Below are 18,258 nucleotides of genomic sequence, written 5' to 3'. Positions count from 1 at the left end.
GCCCGCGGCAAGGGTTACGCTGGGCGCTCAGCAGTACACCCCCGACACTCCGGTCACGCGCCTATTCTGAGCGCGAGCCGCGCCGGCCGCCCCCGGGCCCGGACGTGGGACCCGTCGCGACCCGTGTCGCGCCCCGAGAGAAAGGCCGTGCCCCGTAACACATCCGTGTAACGCGTGGCCCCCTAATCCGATGACAGGTACAGCAGACGAGTTGGAACTCGCCGTCGCCGACGCGGTCAAGGGTGACCGCGCCGCCGCCGCGCGTGTGCTGGAGCTCGTGCGACCCGGGGTGGTGCGGTACTGCCGCTCCCGCGTCGGAGGTTCGGAGAGGGCCAACCTGTCTGCTGACGATGTCGCCCAGGAGGTGCTGATCGCGGTGCTCTCGGCTCTGCCGGGATACCGGGACCAGGGACGTCCCTTCATGCTTTCGTGTACGGGATCGCGGCCCACAAGGTCGCGGACGCCCATCGTGGCGCCGCGCGGAACAAGTCCGATCCCGTGGAGTACCTCCCCGAGGTGCTCTCGACCGACACGGGGCCGGAGGACCACGTCCTCGACGGCGAGGTGTCGAGAGCGGTGAGCCGCCTGCTCGACACCCTGCCCGAGAAGCAGCGGGAGATCATCCGACTGCGAGTCGTGGTCGGGCTCTCCGCGGAGGAGACGGCGGAGATCGTCGACAGCACGGCCGGAGCCGTGCGCGTCGCCCAGCACCGGGCGATGAAGCAGCTCCGCGCGAGAATCGAACAGGACGGAGAGGAGCGATGGCGATGAACGACGACGATGTCGACCCCGGCGCCCGGGATGCCGACGCCTCGCTCGACGAGCACGAGGTGGACCCGCTCGAGGTCGACCGCGACGACGAGCTCCTCGACACCCTCGGACGCGGAGAGCGCCCCGATGTGGACGATCCGCTCCTGGCCCTGTTCGCCGACTGGCGTGCCGAGACCGGATCCGCCGAGCTGCCCGCGCTGCCGAGTGACGAGGAGATCGAGGTAGCCCTCGCCCCGAACGTGTCGCGGCTGCGGCCCCGGCGCGGGTGGGTCTCCTCCGGCGACCACCATCACGGCAGGCGTCCCGCGCTCTGGCAGGCGGTGACCGGTGCCGCGGCCGTGGCCGCCGTGGTCGTCGGTGGCCTGTCCGTCGCCGCGCACAGTGCGATGCCCGGTGATCCGCTGTGGGGTGTGTCCAAGACGATCTTCTCCGACCGCGCCGGTGACGTCGAGCTGGTCAACGATCTCACCGAGTACCTCTCCGCCGCCGATCTCGCCGCCCGCGAGGGCGACCGGGGCGAGGCCGAGCGCCTCCTCGACGAGGTGAGCGAGCGGCTCGACGAGGTCTCCGACGCCTCGGAGCGCGTGGAACTGATGAAGCGCAGGGACGCCATCAAGCGCGATCTCAGCCGGGTGACACCGAGCACCGTGCCGTCGCCCGCGCCGGCGCCCGCCCCGACTCCGGCGCCCGCCCCCGCACCCGGAGCGGCAACGCTGGTTCCGGGTGTCCCGGTGCCGCTGCCGTCCAACCTGATCCCCCCGCCGCCCCCCGGGATGCCGGTCATCCCGCTGCCGCTCGACGGTCTGCGCATCTCCACGACGCTCCAGATCCCGATCGACACCCAGCGGATCCAGGACTTCCTGGCGCCCACCACGGGCCGACCGAGCGGGGACGTGGGGGAGGACCAGCTGGGCGTGCCGCCGTCACCGTCCCGCACCACGGTCACCCAGGTGCCCACCCCGACCCAGCAGCCCCCCACGTCGTCCCAGCAGGCGCCGGAGTCCACCCCGCCGACCAACTGATCGGCGGCGACCCCTTGGCCGGGTGGTTGCCCGTGTCGCACGCCGAACGAACAGATCCCCGCCTCCCGGTCAAGGGAGGCGGGGATCGGTCTCTCTGTCCGGGACCCGGGTCAGCGACGCCAGTTCAGCCGGCGCGGACGCATCGCGCGCACCGCGTCCGCGTAACCGCGGCAGTACTCCCAGGTGACGTAGTCGTCGGGGATGGGGTCGAAGGCGGGCTCGTGGGGCAGCAACGAACCGTCATCGAGCAACTGCATGAGGTTGGCGCGCAGCATGTCCCACTCGTGGTAGTGCTCCTCCGCACAGTCCTCGCACTGCACCGCGACACCCTTGACCCCGATCGGGGCCAGCAGTCGACGGAATTCGGCGAGGTCCGCCAGGTCCTCCTCGATCGCGCGTCGCTCATCGGCGTCGAGGGGGCCCGAGGGCACCCCGTCGTCGATGGGGTCGAGCCCGGCCAGCTCCGCGGCCGGGTCATCCGGATCGCCGGCGAACGGGTCGGGCGGCATTCCGTGCCGTAGGGGATCGTTCACGCCCTCCACCGTACCCGTGACCACGGTCTCACGGGGCCGACGGTTCGAGCCGCGGGCCCGGTAACCACTATCCTCGAACCCAGCACCGAGACGACCCCCCAGGAGGACGGCAGATGAGCGAGTCGCAAGGCCCAGTACGCACCGGCGGCGACGACCCGAGCAAGGTCGCGATGGTGGGCCTGACGTTCGACGACGTTCTCCTCCTCCCGGCCGCGTCCGAGGTGGTCCCCAGCGAGGTCGACACCAGCACGCGACTGACGCGGGAGATCACCCTCCGGGTACCCCTGATCTCCTCGGCGATGGACACCGTCACCGAGGCGCGCATGGCCATCGCCATGGCCCGGCAGGGCGGTATCGGTGTCCTGCACCGCAACCTGTCCGTGGGTGACCAGGCCGCGCAGGTCGAGACGGTCAAGCGGTCCGAGGCCGGGATGGTCACCGACCCGGTCACGTGTGCCCCGAGCGACACCCTGGCCGAGGTCGACGAGATGTGCGCCCGCTACCGCATCTCCGGCCTGCCGGTGACCGACGAGCGCGGCGAGCTGGTGGGCATCATCACCAACCGCGACATGCGCTTCGAGATGGACAAGTCGCGGCGGGTAGACGAGGTCATGACCCGTGCGCCCCTCGTGGTCGCGCGCGAGGGTGTGACCGCCGAGGCCGCACTGGGGCTGCTGCGTCGGCACAAGATCGAGAAGCTGCCGATCGTGGACGGGGACGGGCGTCTGACCGGCCTCATCACGGTCAAGGACTTCGTCAAGACCGAGCAGCACCCGAACGCCACCAAGGACTCCGACGGACGCCTCCGGGTGGCCGCCGCGATCGGCACCGGCGAGGACGCGTGGCAGCGCGCCGGCGCCCTCACCGACGCCGGTGTCGACGCGCTGGTCGTCGACACCGCCCACGCCCACAACCGCAACGCCCTCGACATGGTCGCCCGCGTCAAGCGTGAGCTCGGCGACCGCGTCCAGGTCATCGGCGGCAACCTCGCCACCCGCGGTGCCGCCCAGGCGATGATCGACGCGGGAGCGGACGCCATCAAGGTGGGCATCGGTCCCGGCTCCATCTGCACCACCCGCGTCGTCGCGGGCGTGGGCGCGCCCCAGATCACGGCCATCCTCGAGGCCTCCGTGGCCGCGAAGGCCGCCGGAGTCCCGGTGATCGCCGACGGCGGCATGCAGTACTCCGGGGACGTGGCCAAGGCGATCGCCGCCGGCGCGTCCTCCTGCATGTTCGGCTCGCTGCTGGCGGGCTGCACCGAGTCCCCGGGCGAGCTGATCTTCGTGGACGGCAAGCAGTACAAGGTGTACCGCGGCATGGGCTCGCTGGGAGCGATGCGCGGGCGCGGCAAGCCGGGCCAGGAGAAGTCGTTCTCCAAGGACCGCTACTTCCAGGACGACGTGCTCTCCGAGGAGAAGCTGGTGCCCGAGGGCATCGAGGGGCGTGTCCCGTACCGGGGCGACGTCGCGCAGGTCCTCCACCAGCTGGCCGGCGGTCTCCGCGCGGGCATGGGCTACACGGGGTCGGCGACCATCCCGGAGATGAACGACGCCCAGTTCGTCCAGATCACGGCCGCGGGGTTGAGGGAGAGCCACCCGCACGCGATCCAGATGACCATCGAGGCCCCCAACTACAACGTCAAGGACTGAGGGCGCGTGCGCAACGTCGTGGAGATCGGCCTGGGCCGCGAGGCCCGTCGGATGTACGGGCTCGGCGAGGTGGACATCGTCCCGTCCCGCCGGACCCGGAGTTCCAAGGAGGTGTCGACCTCCTGGCAGATCGACGCCTACCAGATGGACATCCCCGTGATGACGCATCCGACGGACGCGGTGGTGTCCCCGTCCTCGGCCGTCGAGTTCTCCAGGCTCGGCGGTCTCGCCGTGCTCAACGGAGAAGGTCTCTGGGCCCGTCACGCGGATCCCGAGGCGGTGATCGACGAGCTGCGTGAGCTCGCCCTGGAGGACCTGACCGGGCACCGCGCGGTCGCCCGCCTGCAGGAGCTGCACCGTGCGCCGATCGACCGCGAGCTGCTCGCCGCGTCGGTGCAGCGTATCCGCGACGAGGGCGCGACCGTGGCCGTGCGGGTCTCGCCGCAGCACGCGCGCGAACTCACGCCGGGTCTGGTCGCGGCCGGGATCGACCTGCTGGTCGTGCAGGGCACCATCATCTCGGCCGAGCACGTCAGTGGTGAGGACGCCCCGCTCAACCTCAAGGACTTCATCGGCGGACTCGACGTGCCGGTGATCGCCGGCGGCGTGGTGGACTACAAGACCGCCCTGCATCTCATGCGCACCGGTGCCGCCGGCGTGATCGTGGGCTATGGCGGCGCCGACGGCGTCACCACCACCGGGCCGGTGCTCGGCATGGAGGTCCACATGGCCACCGCGATCGCCGATGCGGCCGCGGCCCGCCGCGACTACCTGGACGAGACCGGTGGTCGCTACGTGCACGTGCTGGCCGACGGTGACATCTACACCTCCGGCGACATCGCGCGCGCGGTCGCGTGCGGTGCGGACGCGGTCGTGTTGGGCCCGCTGCTGGCCGGGGCGCTCGAGGCCCCGGGCCGCGGGGTGTACTGGAACTCCGTCTCCGCGCACCCCAAGGTCCCGCGGGGGCACGTCGCCGAGGTGGAGGACGAGACCGCCCTGGCGCCGCTCGTCGAGGTCCTCGAGGGGCCGACCAGCGTCCCCGACGGCACCCGCAACCTCATGGGGGCGCTGCGACGGGCCATGGCCAAGTGCGGGTACTCCGATGTCAAGGGTTTCCAGAAGGTGGACCTGTCCGTCCGTCCCTGACCCATCCGTCTCCAGTCCGCGCACCCGGAAGCCCGCCAGGGCCCGGGTGCGCGGCCGTTCCGGCGGGTGCCCCTGTCAGCCGCGCAACGCCCGTGTCCGCCCTCTGGACAAACCGCGGGCTACTGTCGGGTAAGTTAGCCGTGCTCAGGTACTGTGACCCACAACATCGACCACTCCCGGGAGTTGCATCATGACGGCACACACGCAGTCGACCCCGTCCCACGCCCCCTCCGCGGCGACGGACACCGATGTCCTCGTGATCGGATCAGGCTTCGGCGGCAGCGTGACGGCCCTGCGGCTGACGGAGAAGGGCTACCGCGTCACGGTGGTCGAGGCCGGTCGTCGCTTCGAGGACGCCGACCTGCCCAAGACGTCGTGGCGTCTCCACAAGTACGTGTGGGCGCCCAAGCTCAAGCTGTTCGGTATCCAGCGGGTCCACATGATGCGCGATGTGATGATCCTCGCCGGCGCGGGCGTGGGGGGCGGCTCGCTCAACTACGCCAACACGCTCTACAAGCCGACCGGCCAGTTCTTCAAGGACCGTCAGTGGGGCCACATCACGGACTGGGAGGACGAGCTCACGCCGTTCTACGACCAGGGCCGCCGCATGCTCGGCGTGGTCACCAACCCCACGCACACCCACTCGGACGAGGTCATGAAGAAGGTCGCCCGCGACATGGGCGCGGAGGACACCTTCGTCTACACCCCGGTCGGCGTGTTCTTCGGCGAGAAGACCGGGGGCCAGGGCAAGCCCGGCGAGAGGGTGCCGGATCCGTACTTCGGTGGGGTCGGGCCGGACCGCAACGCGTGCATCGAGTGCGGTGAGTGCATGACGGGGTGCCGTCACAACGCCAAGAACACGCTCATGAAGAACTACCTCGCCCTGGCCGAGCGCGCGGGTGCCCGGATCCTGGACCGCACGACGGTCAGCGACCTCCGCGAGCGCGCCGACGGGACGTGGGAGGTCACGCTCGAGCGGACCGGTGCGTGGACCCGGCTCGGCAAGCGCACCACGACCACGACCGCCCAGCAGGTCGTCGTGGCCGCCGGCACCTGGGGGACCCAGCACCTGCTCCACTACGCCAAGGACTCGGGCTCGTTGCCCCGGCTCTCGGACGCCCTCGGCAGGCTGACCCGAACGAACTCGGAGGCCATCCTCGGGGCGATGCGTCCGAACTACAAGCCGGAGCAGGACTTCTCCGAGGGCGTGGCCATCACGTCGTCGTTCCATCCCCGCTCGGACACCCACATCGAACCGGTCCGCTACGGCAAGGGCTCCAACGCCATCGCCATCCTGCAGACCCTCCTCACGGACGGTGACGGCCCGCTCCCGCGGTGGCGCGTCCTCCTCAACGAGGTCCGGCGCGACCCGAAGGTCTTCCTCCAGCTGTTCAACCTGCGCCGCTGGAGCCAGCGGTCGGTGATCGCGCTGGTCATGCAGAACCTGGACAACTCGCTGCAGACGTACGTCAAGCGTGTCGGGCCGTTCCGCTACGTCACCAGCAAGCAGGGGCACGGCGAGCCCAACCCGACGTGGATCCCGGCCGGCAACGAGGCGACCCGCAAGATCGCCGAGGAGATCGGCGGGCTGGCCGGGGGTACGTGGGGCGAGATCGCCAACATCCCGCTCACCGCGCACTTCCTCGGCGGCTGCGTGATCTCGGACTCGCCGGAGACGGGTGTCGTGGACCCGTACCACCGGGTGTGGAACTACCCGACGATGCACATCGTGGACGGTTCCGCGATCTCGGCGAACCTCGGCGTCAACCCCGCACTGAGCATCACCGCCCAGGCGGAGCGGGCGATGTCGCTGTGGCCCAACAAGGGCGAGGCGGACCCCCGGCCGGCGCAGGGGGAGTCCTACCGCCGCCTGTCCCCGGTGAAGCCGGTGCGCCCGGTGGTGCCCGAGGACGCGCCGGGTGCGCTGCGGCTGCCGATCGTCGAGGTCTCTAGCGGCGGGGCGCCTGCTCGCGGGTGAGCTCGAGCAGGTGGTCCATCGCCTCGCGGATCCCGGTGGCCACCAGGTCGGGGTCGGGGACGAGGTGCTCGCAGGCGTTGATGCCCACGTCGAGCTGCCCGTCGACGGACATGGCGGTGACGGACAGCCCGGAGCCGTGCATGAGCGGGCCGAGCGGATACATGCGGGTGACCCGTCCGCCGAGGAAGTCGAGTTCCTCGTCGGGGCCGGGGATGTTGGAGACCACCAGGTTGTGCACGACGGGGTGCAGGTCTGCGAGGTGGAAGTCGCCGTAGATCCGCATGAGCAGTTGCAGTGTGCTGGCGGGGGCGAGTTCGGCGACGTCCTGGATGAGGTCGGGCCGCATCCCGTTCCTGGTCTGCTTCTTGCCCCGGCTGGTGCGGGCGGAGATGGCGCGCAGTCGGTCGAGGGGGTCGGCGATGTCGGTGCCGAGGGACGCGAACAGGACGGTGACGCGGTTGTGGCCGCGGGCGCCGTCGGCGTCGCGGGTGGAGACGGGCACCACCGCGATGAGCGATGGGTCGGGCAGGTCGTCGTGGGCGCGGAGGTAGCGGCGTAGCCCGCCGCCGACCGCCGTGAGGTAGACGTCGTTGACGGTGACGCCGAAGGCGTCCTTGACCTCGGCGATCTCGTCGAGGTCAAGGGAGGTGCCCCACACGGCTCGGTGCGGGGTGATCGTGGCGTTGAACCGGGTACGCGGTGCGGTGAACGGCGCGGCTCTGGGGACGACGACGAGGTCCTCGTTCCCGTCCTCCGGGCTGTCGTCGTCGGGGGCGGGCTCGTCGGGTGTCTCCGTGGACGGGGGCGTGTGCAGTGCGAGGGGCAGGGTCAGGACCTCGGGGATGAGCCGTGCCAGGGTCAGCGGGCGTCGTACGGCGAAGTCCCACAGACCGCCGGCGAGGAGCCGGATGGGGTTGCCGCTGCCGGCCTCGACGCGCACCATGTCGAGGTCGCGGGGTGAGTCGGGTTGTCCGGCCCGGCTGAGTTTGAGCAGGATGTCGGCGCCGTTGGCCCCGTCGAGGACGGCGTGGTGGGCGCGGAAGTAGACGGCGACGGTGTCGGGTTCGGCGAGCCCCTCGAGGATCCACATCTCCCACAGGGGTCGGGTGCGGTCGAGCGGGCGGCTGCCGAGGGTGCCGCACATCTCGAACACGGCACGTTCGTCGCCTGGTTCGTCGACGTCGACGCGGCGGACGTGGGCGGAGACGTCGAGGTCGTATTCCTCGACCCAGGCGGGATGGCCGAGGTTGAGCGGGGAGTCGTAGATCTTGCGCCGCAGCTCGGGGAGTTCCTTGATCCGGCGGCCGAGCTCGGTGCGGAGTCGGCCGAAGGAGTAGGCGACCTCGAGGTCGGACACGTCGATGAACAGGACCGCGCCCACGACGAGGGGCTGCTGGGCGGTCTCGAGGTACAGCAGGCTCGCGTCGAACCCGGTCATCCGTTCCATGAGTGATCTCCCGCTCTGTGAGCCCGTCGCCGGGCCGGGGCCGTGGTGGGAGTTCATTGTTAACCCCTGTGCGGGGGATGTGGTGGAGTTCGGCGCACGGACCGTGGGGCCTAGACTCGACGCCGTGGCCGAGAACGCACAGACCGACTCCCAGATCACCGCCGAGGCGGTGGCGCCCCGTCCCGTGCTCGTCGTGGACTTCGGTGCCCAGTACGCGCAGCTCATCGCGCGGCGGGTGCGCGAGGCACGCATCTATTCCGAGGTGATCCCGCACACCGCGTCCGTGGAGGAGATCCGCGAGAAGGACCCGGTCGCGCTGGTGCTGTCGGGCGGGCCGGCCAGTGTCTACTCCGAGGACGCGCCGTCGATCGACCCGGCGGTGTTCGAGCTGGGGCTGCCGGTGTTCGGCATCTGCTACGGCTTCCAGGCGATGGCCGGTGCGTTGGGCGGCGAGGTCGCGCACACGGGGAACCGCGAGTACGGGCGCACCGACGTGTCCGTCTCGGGTGGCGTGCTGCACGCGGGCCTGCCGGAGCACCATCCGGTGTGGATGAGCCACGGGGACGCGGTCACCGCCGCCCCGGACGGCTTCGAGGTCACCGCGTCCTCGCCGGGCGCCCCGGTGGCGGCGTTCGAGAACCCGGAGCGGCGGATGGCCGGCGTGCAGTACCACCCGGAGGTGCTGCACTCGCCGCACGGCCAGCAGGTGCTGAGCCGCTTCCTCACCGAGGTCGCGGGGCTCGAGCCGACGTGGACGGCGGCGAATATCGCCGACCAGTTGGTCGAGGCGGTCCGCGAGCAGATCGGGGACGGGCGCGCGATCTGCGGACTGTCCGGTGGTGTCGACTCGGCGGTCGCGGCGGCGTTGGTCCAGCGGGCGATCGGTGATCGCCTCACGTGTGTGTTCGTCGACCACGGTCTGCTGCGCGCGGGCGAGCGCGAGCAGGTGGAGAACGACTTCGTGGCCGCCACGGGCGCCCGCCTCATCACGCTGGACGAGTCCGACGTCTTCCTGGGGCACCTCGACGGGGTGACCGATCCGGAGGCCAAGCGCAAGATCATCGGCCGTGAGTTCATCCGGTCCTTCGAGCGGGCGGTCACGCAGGCGCTCGAGCTCCAGGGCGAGGACGGCGGGTCGGTGGACTTCCTCGTCCAGGGCACGCTGTACCCGGACGTGGTGGAGTCCGGTGGCGGGTCGGGTACCGCCAACATCAAGAGCCACCACAACGTGGGCGGCCTGCCGGACGACGTGGAGTTCACGCTCGTGGAGCCGCTGCGGCTGCTGTTCAAGGACGAGGTCCGCGCGGTGGGCCGGGCACTCGGTCTGCCCGAGACGATCGTCAGCCGCCACCCGTTCCCCGGCCCCGGCCTGGCGATCCGCATCGTCGGCGCCGTGGACCGCGACCGGCTGGCCACGCTGCGGGCGGCGGACGCGATCGTGCGCGAGGAGATGACGGCCGCGGGCCTGGACGCCTCGGTGTGGCAGTGCCCGGTCGTGCTGCTCGCCGACGTGCGTTCGGTGGGCGTGCAGGGCGACGGCCGCACCTACGGTCACCCGATCGTGCTGCGTCCGGTGAGTTCCGAGGACGCGATGACGGCCGACTGGACGCGGGTGCCGTACGAGACGCTCGCGTTGATCTCCAATCGCATCACCAACGAGGTGCCGGACGTCAACCGCGTCGTGTTGGACGTGACCAGTAAGCCGCCGGGGACCATCGAGTGGGAGTGAGCGCCACCCGCTGAGCCGAGCCCCGCTCTGCCCGGCTCCGCGCGTGCCCGCCTCAAGCGCAGCCGCTCTTTCTCACACAGCGCCGAGCCACGAAACCGCCTCGTCGCACCGAGCTACGCAGCCGCTCCTAGCGATGGCGTCTCGCTCCCGCGCCTGCCCGGCTCGATTCGCAGCCGCTCCTCGCGATGGCGTCTTGCTCCCGTGCGTGCCCGCCTCGTTTGGCAGCCGCTCCTCGCGATGGCGTCTCGCTCCCGCGCCTGCCCGGCTCGATTCGCAGCCGCCCCTCGCGATGGCGTCTCGCCCACACCGAAGAGCGCGCGAGACGCCATGTTCACGTGCGGCTGTCTTCCGCGTGCGCAGACGCGGGAGCGAGACGCCAGGCCGATCAGCGGCTGTCGGCAGGTCGCGAGCGCTCATGCAGGCGCGAGACCACCGAGCCAACAGGCGACGGTCGGCCCGTCCCGCCGCGAAGTCAGCCTCAGATGTAGCCGAGCGCCTCGCGGCCGGCTGGGGTGAGGCGGACCCAGTTCGCGGTGGCGGGGGCGTGGACCTCGGTTGCCGGCAGTTCGAGCCAGCGCCGTCCCCGGCTGATGCGGCGGCGGATGTCGTCGGCATCGGTGCCGAGGACACCGGCGCACCAGGGGATGCGTCGCTCGGCGGTGTGATGCTGGAGAACCAGCAGCTCGAGCACATCCGGCGACAGCCGCCCGTCCGTGACAGCGGCCGCGGCATCGGCCGTCAGCGTGGGCGGTTTCTCGAGCCGGGTGCCGTGGATGTGGTCGGCGGTCTCGTAGCGGGGCAGCGAGAGCGCGGTCAGGCACCCCACCACCACCGCGGTGGCGAAGATGACCGGCCAGTGGTCGAACAGGTCGATCAGGCTGCCGAGGAAGATCAGGGTGTACATGGCGGGTCCGGCGAGGGCGGGGCTTCGCCACCAGCGGTGCCCGGGGGCCGCCGGGACTTCGGCGCTCCCGCTGTGCCCGCGGAAGCTCGCCCGGCGGGCCCAGAGGACGATCCCGATCACCGCGACCGCCGTCACACCGACGAGAGTAGTGAGAGCTGTTGCTAATCCGCCCGGCAGCAGGTCGGGATTGGCGATCATCGCGAACACGAGCGCGAAGAACACCCCCAGCGCCGGCCGCTGCCACGTGCTCTGCTTCTCGGCCCGCCGCCGCAGCTCCCAGACCCGGTCGACGATCGGCTCGCCGGCACCGGCAGGAGTGGCGGGCTCTGTCGCGCCGGCACCGGCAGGAGTGGCGGGAGCGGTCGACCCTGCGTCTCCGGCCGGGGGCGGGTCTGAGCTTGCGGACATGCGCCGACCGTAACAACCCGACCGCGGCGGCAACCCGACCGCGGCGGCAACCCGACCACGGCAGCAACCCGACCACGGCGATCGGCCGCCCCCGGGTGGCGAGGGCGGCCGATGCAGGGCGCGTCGGGTGCGGCGCACGCGGTGCACGGGGCGGCCGCGGGATACGCCGTCGACGAGGTCAGCGCCGCAGGACCATCATCAGTCCCACGAGCACAGCCAGGACGAGCCCGGCGGCCAGCAGCAGCGTCGGGGTGATCACCGGTGCCCCGAGGATCGCCCACACCGCGACGCCCAGCGAGGCCAGGCCCGCCACGGCGAGGACCGGGGAGCCGCCACGCCGACGCTCGGTCACCTCGACAGCGCGGGTCGGAGACGGGGCGGGCTCGGGGGCGACGCCGAACCCGAGCGGCTCGGGGGTCGAGAACCCGGCGCCGTAGGGGAGAGGGTCGTGCAGCGGCTGGTCGGGGCGGAAGCCGGTGTCGGAGGTGGGGCCTGGGCTGGTCATGTCGGTGCTCCTGTCTGGGTTAGGTCGGGTCCGGGAGTCGACGCCGGGCTTCGCGCCGGTGTAGGCGTCGGGCGTCGCGCCGGAGTCGCGGTCGCCGCCGGCCGGGGCGGTCACCGCGTCACCGTGATCGACCCGGCCTCGGTGGCGACGTCCAACGTGAGGACGGGGCCGGGCACCTCGCCGGGCGTGGGGACCGGGCAGTCGACGGAGCCGAGGTCGGCGTGGCAGCTGAGGTCCACGGCGAGGTCCTCGGGCAGCAGGACGCGCACCCCGCCGAGGTCGTTGCGGACGCTGAAGTCGCGGTCGCGGTCGAGGTCCATCTCCCGCAGGTCGACGGTCACCGAGCCCAGCTCGTGGACGACCGGGGTGTCGAGCTGCGCGGGCTCGGTGATGTCGACCCGCAGGTCACCGGTGCCCTCCCAGCCGCCCTCGGGCAGGTGGGGCTGGACGAGCGAGGCCAGCAAGACGAACCCGACGAGCGGGCCGGCCACCACGAGCAGCCCGTGGCCGCGTCGGGTGAACGCCCCCACCACCAGGCCGCCCGCCACCACGGCGAGGGCGATCGCCGCGATCCGCGTGGAGTCGAGCCAGGTGATCCCGCCCAGGGTGGACAGGCCGATCGCGACGGCCGTGGCGATGAGCGCGAGCCCGAGGGTGACCTTGGTCAGGCGCGAGCGGGGCGTGGCCGGCTCGGGGTCGGGACGGGGCGCGTCCGCGGGGTCGGGCAGGTCCCACGCGAAGGGCGCCGCGCCGAGCGGGTCCCAGGCGGGCGGGACGGGCGGACCGTAGACGGGCTGGCCGTGGGGGACCGGGCCGTGGGAGGCCGGGCCGTAGGGGGCGCCCGCGCCGACGCCCGGGCCCGGGGCCGCCCCCGGCGCGCGCCAGGGGCCGGGGCGGGTCGACGCGCCGCCGCGGTCGTGCGCGGGGGCGGGCCGCACGGAGGAGACCTCCGCCCACCCCGCCGGTGGGGTCGGGGTGCGGCGGTGCAGGCCGTACCACCCGGCGAGCATCGCGGCCGCCATGAGGAACCCGGCACCCACGAGGAAGGTGCCTCCGGAACCGCCGAAGGTGGGGGCGCTGATGAGGGCGACGACGACGAGGAGCACCGATGTCGTCCTGGATCCGGACGCCCGGCCCTTCCCGAGGAGCGCTTCCCCCCTGGACACCTCGTCGCCGGCGGCCCGCAGGAGGAGCCACAGCAGGGCGTAGAGGAACACCCCGGCCCCGCCCCAGAGCGTGGCGATCACGAAGACGATGCGGATCAGGACCGGGTCGACGCCGTAGCGTCGGCCGAAGCCTCCGCAGACGCCGGCGATCCGTGAGTCGTCCGGGGTCCGGACGGGCCGTGTCCGCCACAGGGAGCGGAGCTCTGACGGGACGTCGTGGGTGCTGGTGCTGGACATGCCCCTATCGTGCTCGGCCGGCGGGCCCGGCACATCGGGGACCGACCCTGAGATCCGGACCCCCGGAATCTCGGGGTCACACCCCGATGCGACCCCGGGGTGGATCTGTGACGATGGCGGACATGAGTGAGAACGCGACGACCGGCCCGGTGTCCGGCTCGGCGTCCGGCCCGGCGTCCGGCTCGGCGTCCGGCCCGGCGCCGGCCAGTGCGGACCGGCCGGCGCTCCCCGGTCCGGCGGCGGCCACCGCAGACCGGCCAGAGTCACCCGGCCCGGGGTTGCCGTCGCGTCCGCCCGTCGCGCAGCCGGCCGGCTTCCGCTGGTACCCGCGGCTGACCCGCGTCCCTGACGGGTCCGTGGTCTCCGGGGTGTGCACGGGGTTGGCCGAGCACCTGGGCGTGCGGGTCACGCACGTTCGGGTGGTGATGGTCCTGCTGGCCACGCTGTCCGGCGCCGGGGTGGCGCTCTACGCGGCGTTGTGGGCGTTCACGTCGTCGACCCCCGCGCAGTCGTCTCCCGGCCCGTCGGCTCCCGCCACCTCGTCGGCCCCCGCGTCCTCGGGGTCGGCCGTGCCGGACCACCGCGAGCGAAGGCGCGGCGTGGCGCTGGCCGTCCTGGGAGTCGTGGGTTCGGTGCTGTCGTTCATGGTGACCACCGCGACGGGACTGCACGTCATCGTGCCCGTCGTGATCGTGGCCCTGGGTGCCGGGCTGGTCTGGCAGCAGTACGACGGCGGCGGAAGAGGGTCTCCACGCTCCGTCTTCGACTGGGCCAGGGTCACGGCAGGGGCCACCCTCGTCGTCGTCGGTCTCGCGGTCGTCGTGCTCGGCCAGGTCGAGCACGCCGCCCTGCGGTCGTCCCTCCTGGCGGTCGTGGCGACGCTCGTCGGCGTGGGGCTCCTCAGCGTCCCCGTGGGCCTGCGCCTGTGGCGGTCGCTGGAGGAGGAACGCGCGGCGCGGATCCGCGAGGCCGAACGCAGCGACATCGCCTCCCACCTGCACGACTCCGTCCTGCAGACCCTGGCCCTCATCCAGAAGCGCTCCGACGACCCCGCGCAGGTGGCGCGCCTCGCCCGCCGGCAGGAACGCGAACTGCGGCAGTGGCTGTTCGGCGCCGGCTCCCGGATGTCCTCCGGCGCCGCGACGGTGGCCGGGGCGGTCGAGGTGATGATCGGCGACGTCGAGGACGTCTACGGTCTGCGGGTCGACCAGGTCGTGGTGGGCGGCGACGGCCCGGTCGGCGATGCCGAGGACGCCGTGCTGGGCGCCGTCCGCGAGGCGCTGGTCAACGTCGCCAAGCACGCGGGGGTCGACACCGCCGACGTGTTCGTCGAGAACGACGGGCGCGTCCTCAGCGCGTTCGTTCGCGACCGCGGCCGGGGCTTCGACCCCGACGCCGTGGACGGTGACCGGCACGGCCTGGCGCAATCCATCCGACATCGTGTGGAGAGTCGCGGGGGCACCGTGCGGGTGCGCAGTACGCTCGGGCGGGGGACCGAGATCGGGATCGAGATGCCGCTGGAGGGTGAATGACGGACGGGCCGTGTCGTGTGTTCCTCGTGGACGACCATGCGGTGTTCCGCAGCGGCGTCCGCGCCGAACTCGCCGGGCAGTCGGCGATCGAGGTGGTCGGCGAGGCCGGGTCGGTGGGGGAGGCCGTCGCCGGCATCGGTCGGGTGCGCCCCGACGTGGTGCTTCTCGACGTGCACATGCCCGACGGTGGCGGCGTGGCCGTGCTGCGGTCGGTGCTGGGCGCGGACCCGGGTGGCGTCGCCGATCCCGCCCGCGCCCCGGAGCCGACCTTCCTCGCGCTGAGCGTCTCCGACGCCGCCGAGGACGTGATCGCCGTGATTCGGGCCGGCGCCCGCGGTTACGTCACCAAGACCATCACCGGCGACGACCTCGCCGACGCGGTCCGCCGGGTGGCCGACGGGGACGCCGTGTTCTCCCCGCGTCTGGCTGGATTCGTGCTGGACGCCTTCGCCCGCGCCGCGCCCGGCCCCGAGGAACGCGGCGAACCCGTCCACGATCCCGAGGTCGACTCTCTCACCCCGCGCGAGAAGGAGGTCCTGCGGCTGCTGGCCCGCGGTTACACCTATCGGGAGATCGCCGAGGAGCTGTTCATCTCGGTCAAGACCGTGGAGACCCACGCCTCCAACGTCCTGCGCAAGACGCAGCAGTCCAACCGGCACGCCCTGACCCGCTGGGCGCAGTCGCGGCACCTGGACTGAGCGGCCGACACCGCTGCCGCGCCGGCCGTCCGCCCGCCCGAGACCGCCCCCGGCGATCCGGACGGCCCGATACGGTGACGGCATGAGCGAACCGCGTGACCTGCCCGTCTGCTTCATCGGTGATTCGTTCGTGGCCGGATACGGCGACGAGACGGGCCGCGGCTGGACCGCGCACCTGGTCGAGGCGGGTGCCCGCGAGGGGCTGAACCTGCACGCCACCGTCGCGGGGATCGGCGGGGACACGTCCGAGATGATCCTGGTCCGCTGGGACGAGGTGGACCGTCGGCGGGCGGCGTTCCCGACCACCGCGGTGATCGCGGAGTTCGGCGTCAACGACGTCATGGAGGTCGAGGGCGAGATGCGCGTCGACGAGGCGGGCACGGTCGCGGCGCTGCGCGGGATGATCGATCGGGCTCCCCGCGGGCGGTTCCTCGTGGTGGGTCCGCCACCGGTCGTGTGGGACGAGGTCAACGAGCGGATTGCCGCCCGCGCCGAGGCGATGGCCGCGGTGTGTGACGAGGCCCGCGTGCCGTTCGTGCCGACTTTCGACGTGTTGCTGGCGGGCGGAGCGTGGATGCGCGAGGTCGCCGTCGGTGACGGGGCCCACCCCGGCCCCGGCGGGTACGAGCAGTTCGCGGACGTCATCGTCGGCCCGGCGCTCGCGTGGCTGGGTTCGCTACCCGACGCCGAACCGGGCTACTAGCCGTCGACCGGGTTACTAGGCGTCGCACCGGCCCACTAGACGTCGAGCCGGGTCGCTAGCGGGAAGTCTTCATGGCGCGCCTGACCGTGACGGTCGGGTCGGCCTCGAGCTCGACCACGCGGGGCGAATCCATGGGCAGCAGCGCGATCCGTCCGTCGGCGTCGAAGTGCAGGGCCCATCCGTAGGTCTTGGCCAGGGGAGAGGTGCGCAGGCAGGGCTGGCCCTTGCCGAAGAATCGCTCGCGTTCGGCGGCGCGGTCGCTCTCCGGGATCCCCTTGCGCGCGCAGTGCACGTCGAACAGCAGGTCGTCGCTCGTCCACGTGTAGTCCGTGTCCGCGAGCCGCTCGTACTGCAGTTCGGCGACCGTGCCCTTCCCGGACGGTGGGACGGTCGCCGTCTCGGCCCGGGTGTCGGGGGCGGGCAGGATGAGCGTGTCGGTGTAGTTGGTGGTGTGCATGGCGAGCCTCCGGCCCTCGTCGCCCGGCATCCGGTGCCGGGCGGTGCTGTGCGGTCGTGCCGGACGGGGCGTCCGGTAACGTGAGTCTCGCCGTACGCCCGGTACGGCGGGAGGAGATTGTTGCATGTCCAACCCGCAGAACTCTGACCACAACGACGACAAGTCCGACGAGAAGGACGAGAGGGACAACCGTCCGGATTCGAAGGACGACCTCGCCGACGAGTGGGGCGACGAGTCCTTCCCGGCCAGCGATCCCCCCGGGGCTCCCTGAGCTCATCTCAGGATCTCGAACTGTTCGGACACCGCCCGCAGCGCGCTCGCGCTGCGGGCGAACTGTTCGCGCTCGGTGGTGTCGAGCTCCAGCTCCACCACCCGGTGCACGCCGGTCCGTCCGATCACGGCGGGCACCCCGATGAAGATCCCGTCCTCGCCGTACTCGCCGCGCAGCAGGGTGGACACGGGTAGGGAGACCTGTTCGTTGCGCAGCACGGCGCGGGTGATGCGGGCCAGGCCCATGCCGATGCCGTAGCTGGTGGAGCCCTTCGAGTCGATGATCCGGTAGGCGGCGTCCCGCGTCTCGGTGAAGATCTGTGCGAGCCGTTCCCGCTTGGCGGGGTCGCCGTCCAGGTCGCGGCGTAGCGGCACCCCGGAGACGTTGGCGGAGGAGAGCACCGGCAGTTCGGTGTCGCCGTGTTCGCCGATGATCGAGGCGTGCACGCTCATCGGGGCGACGCCGTAGTACTCGCCCAGCATGAACCGGAACCGTGCGGAGTCGAGGATCGTCCCGGACCCGATCACCTGCGCCGACGGCAGCCCGGAGTAGCGCCAGGTGGCCTGGGCGAGGATGTCGACGGGATTGGTGGCCACCAGCAGGATGCCGTCGAAGCCGGTCGCCATGACGTCGCCGACGATCCTCTCGAACAGCGTCATGTTCTTGCCCACCAGGTCGAGGCGGGTCTCGCCGGGCTTCTGGGCGGCCCCGGCGCAGATCACCACCATCGTGGCGTCGGTGCAGTCGTCGTGGGTGCCCTCGGTGACGAGGGTGGGGGAGGGCGCCCACACGACGCCGTGGTTGAGGTCCATGACCTCGCCCACGAGTTTGTCGCGGTCGATGTCGATGATGGCCAGATGGTCGGCCAGACCCTGGTTGACCAGCGCGTAGGCGTAGGCGATGCCGACGTCGCCGGCGCCGATGAGCACGATGCGGTTCCCGATGGAGGCCTTCATGGTCACCGAGGGTAGGCCCCCGGTACGACACGGCGGGCGTAGTCGCGGTGGACAACCGGGTGACGACGACGAGGAGAACCCGTCTCGAACAGGTGTTCTTGCGCGGTGTCGTACCCGTGGTGTTCACTGTTCCCGTGGTCGAAAAA

Annotated in this window: 16 protein-coding genes and 1 pseudogene; 10 read left to right on the top strand and 7 right to left on the bottom strand. The window is 71.9% G+C overall.

From position 1 onward, the window contains the following. The first annotated feature begins 190 nt into the window (after nt 1-190). Both DCI01S_RS10105 and DCI01S_RS10100 read left to right on the top strand, forming a co-directional pair. A pseudogene (locus tag DCI01S_RS10105) lies at nt 191-771 on the top strand (sigma-70 family RNA polymerase sigma factor). Continuing rightward, the gene (locus DCI01S_RS10100) at nt 768-1,793 is read left to right on the top strand and encodes a hypothetical protein (protein ID WP_082767739.1); all 1,026 of its coding nucleotides are present in this window, start codon (nt 768-770) and stop codon (nt 1,791-1,793) included. The pseudogene DCI01S_RS10105 and the gene DCI01S_RS10100 overlap by 4 nt, the downstream one beginning before the upstream one ends. A gap of 110 nt (nt 1,794-1,903) precedes the next feature. Here the strand turns inward: DCI01S_RS10100 and DCI01S_RS10095 are convergent, their stop codons facing one another. Next, entirely contained in the window at nt 1,904-2,326 is a 423-nt protein-coding gene (locus tag DCI01S_RS10095) for a DUF5319 domain-containing protein (protein WP_043568413.1), read from the bottom strand. Nucleotides 2,327-2,439: 113 nt separating this feature from the next. Between DCI01S_RS10095 and guaB the strand changes: the two genes are divergently transcribed. From guaB to DCI01S_RS10080, 3 genes are all read left to right on the top strand, one after another. Further along, the gene (gene guaB / locus DCI01S_RS10090; protein WP_061229089.1) at nt 2,440-3,975 is read left to right on the top strand and encodes an IMP dehydrogenase; all 1,536 of its coding nucleotides are present in this window, start codon (nt 2,440-2,442) and stop codon (nt 3,973-3,975) included. Between the two features lie 6 nt (nt 3,976-3,981). Then, nucleotides 3,982-5,121, top strand: a complete 1,140-nt coding sequence (locus DCI01S_RS10085; protein WP_061229088.1) for a GuaB3 family IMP dehydrogenase-related protein — start codon at nt 3,982-3,984, stop codon at nt 5,119-5,121. Nucleotides 5,122-5,311: 190 nt separating this feature from the next. Further along, nucleotides 5,312-7,099: a GMC family oxidoreductase gene (locus tag DCI01S_RS10080; RefSeq protein ID WP_061229087.1), complete on the top strand. Its 1,788-nt coding sequence runs from the start codon at nt 5,312-5,314 to the stop codon at nt 7,097-7,099. Here the strand turns inward: DCI01S_RS10080 and DCI01S_RS10075 are convergent. Next, entirely contained in the window at nt 7,071-8,546 is a 1,476-nt protein-coding gene (locus tag DCI01S_RS10075; protein ID WP_061229086.1) for a WS/DGAT/MGAT family O-acyltransferase, read from the bottom strand. The two genes, DCI01S_RS10080 and DCI01S_RS10075, sit on opposite strands and share 29 nt — an antisense overlap. Before the next feature lie 124 nt (nt 8,547-8,670). On the opposite strand from DCI01S_RS10075, the gene guaA reads away from it, so the two are divergent. After that, nucleotides 8,671-10,275 carry a glutamine-hydrolyzing GMP synthase gene (gene guaA / locus DCI01S_RS10070; RefSeq protein WP_274532675.1) on the top strand — a complete coding sequence of 535 codons (1,605 nt, stop codon included), beginning with the start codon at nt 8,671-8,673 and terminating at the stop codon, nt 10,273-10,275. Between the two features lie 478 nt (nt 10,276-10,753). Here guaA and DCI01S_RS10065 read toward each other — a convergent pair whose 3' ends face one another. From DCI01S_RS10065 to DCI01S_RS10055, 3 genes are all read right to left on the bottom strand, one after another. Further along, on the bottom strand, nt 10,754-11,587 hold the full coding sequence (locus DCI01S_RS10065; protein ID WP_243699696.1) for a hypothetical protein: 834 nt from the start codon (nt 11,585-11,587) through the stop codon (nt 10,754-10,756). A 178-nt stretch (nt 11,588-11,765) separates the two neighbouring features. Further along, a complete protein-coding gene (locus DCI01S_RS10060) occupies nt 11,766-12,206 on the bottom strand; it encodes a hypothetical protein (RefSeq protein ID WP_061229085.1) in 441 nt (146 codons plus the stop codon). Continuing rightward, nucleotides 12,203-13,495, bottom strand: coding sequence for a PspC domain-containing protein (locus DCI01S_RS10055; RefSeq protein ID WP_061229084.1), 1,293 nt, complete (start codon nt 13,493-13,495; stop codon nt 12,203-12,205). Before DCI01S_RS10055 ends, DCI01S_RS10060 begins: the two co-directional genes overlap by 4 nt. A gap of 122 nt (nt 13,496-13,617) precedes the next feature. Between DCI01S_RS10055 and DCI01S_RS10050 the strand changes: the two genes are divergently transcribed. The 3 genes from DCI01S_RS10050 to DCI01S_RS10040 all read left to right on the top strand — a co-directional run bounded on the left by DCI01S_RS10050 (nt 13,618) and on the right by DCI01S_RS10040 (nt 16,428). After that, nucleotides 13,618-15,027, top strand: coding sequence for an ATP-binding protein (locus DCI01S_RS10050; protein ID WP_082767737.1), 1,410 nt, complete (start codon nt 13,618-13,620; stop codon nt 15,025-15,027). Next, nucleotides 15,024-15,725: a LuxR C-terminal-related transcriptional regulator gene (locus DCI01S_RS10045; protein WP_061229082.1), complete on the top strand. Its 702-nt coding sequence runs from the start codon at nt 15,024-15,026 to the stop codon at nt 15,723-15,725. Before DCI01S_RS10050 ends, DCI01S_RS10045 begins: the two co-directional genes overlap by 4 nt. An 82-nt stretch (nt 15,726-15,807) precedes the next feature. Beyond that, nucleotides 15,808-16,428, top strand: a complete 621-nt coding sequence (locus DCI01S_RS10040; RefSeq protein ID WP_061229081.1) for a GDSL-type esterase/lipase family protein — start codon at nt 15,808-15,810, stop codon at nt 16,426-16,428. 55 nt (nt 16,429-16,483) lie between these two features. Here DCI01S_RS10040 and DCI01S_RS10035 read toward each other — a convergent pair whose 3' ends face one another. Beyond that, nucleotides 16,484-16,885 (bottom strand): DUF6157 family protein, encoded by a 402-nt coding sequence (locus DCI01S_RS10035; RefSeq protein WP_061229106.1) that lies wholly within the window; start codon nt 16,883-16,885, stop codon nt 16,484-16,486. A 124-nt stretch (nt 16,886-17,009) separates the two neighbouring features. Here DCI01S_RS10035 and DCI01S_RS17565 point away from each other — a divergent pair, with 124 nt between their 5' ends. Beyond that, nucleotides 17,010-17,156 carry a hypothetical protein gene (locus DCI01S_RS17565; protein WP_007630246.1) on the top strand — a complete coding sequence of 49 codons (147 nt, stop codon included), beginning with the start codon at nt 17,010-17,012 and terminating at the stop codon, nt 17,154-17,156. Between the two features lie 2 nt (nt 17,157-17,158). Here DCI01S_RS17565 and DCI01S_RS10030 read toward each other — a convergent pair whose 3' ends face one another. After that, nucleotides 17,159-18,112 carry an L-lactate dehydrogenase gene (locus DCI01S_RS10030; protein ID WP_061229080.1) on the bottom strand — a complete coding sequence of 318 codons (954 nt, stop codon included), beginning with the start codon at nt 18,110-18,112 and terminating at the stop codon, nt 17,159-17,161. Nucleotides 18,113-18,258: the final 146 nt, after the last annotated feature.

It is taken from the genome of Dietzia cinnamea NBRC 102147 (assembly GCF_001571065.1).
GTDB classification, from domain to species: Bacteria; Actinomycetota; Actinomycetes; order Mycobacteriales; family Mycobacteriaceae; genus Dietzia; species Dietzia cinnamea.
Note: the sequence above shows the minus strand (reverse complement) of the source record. Positions and strands in the feature narration are given on the sequence as shown.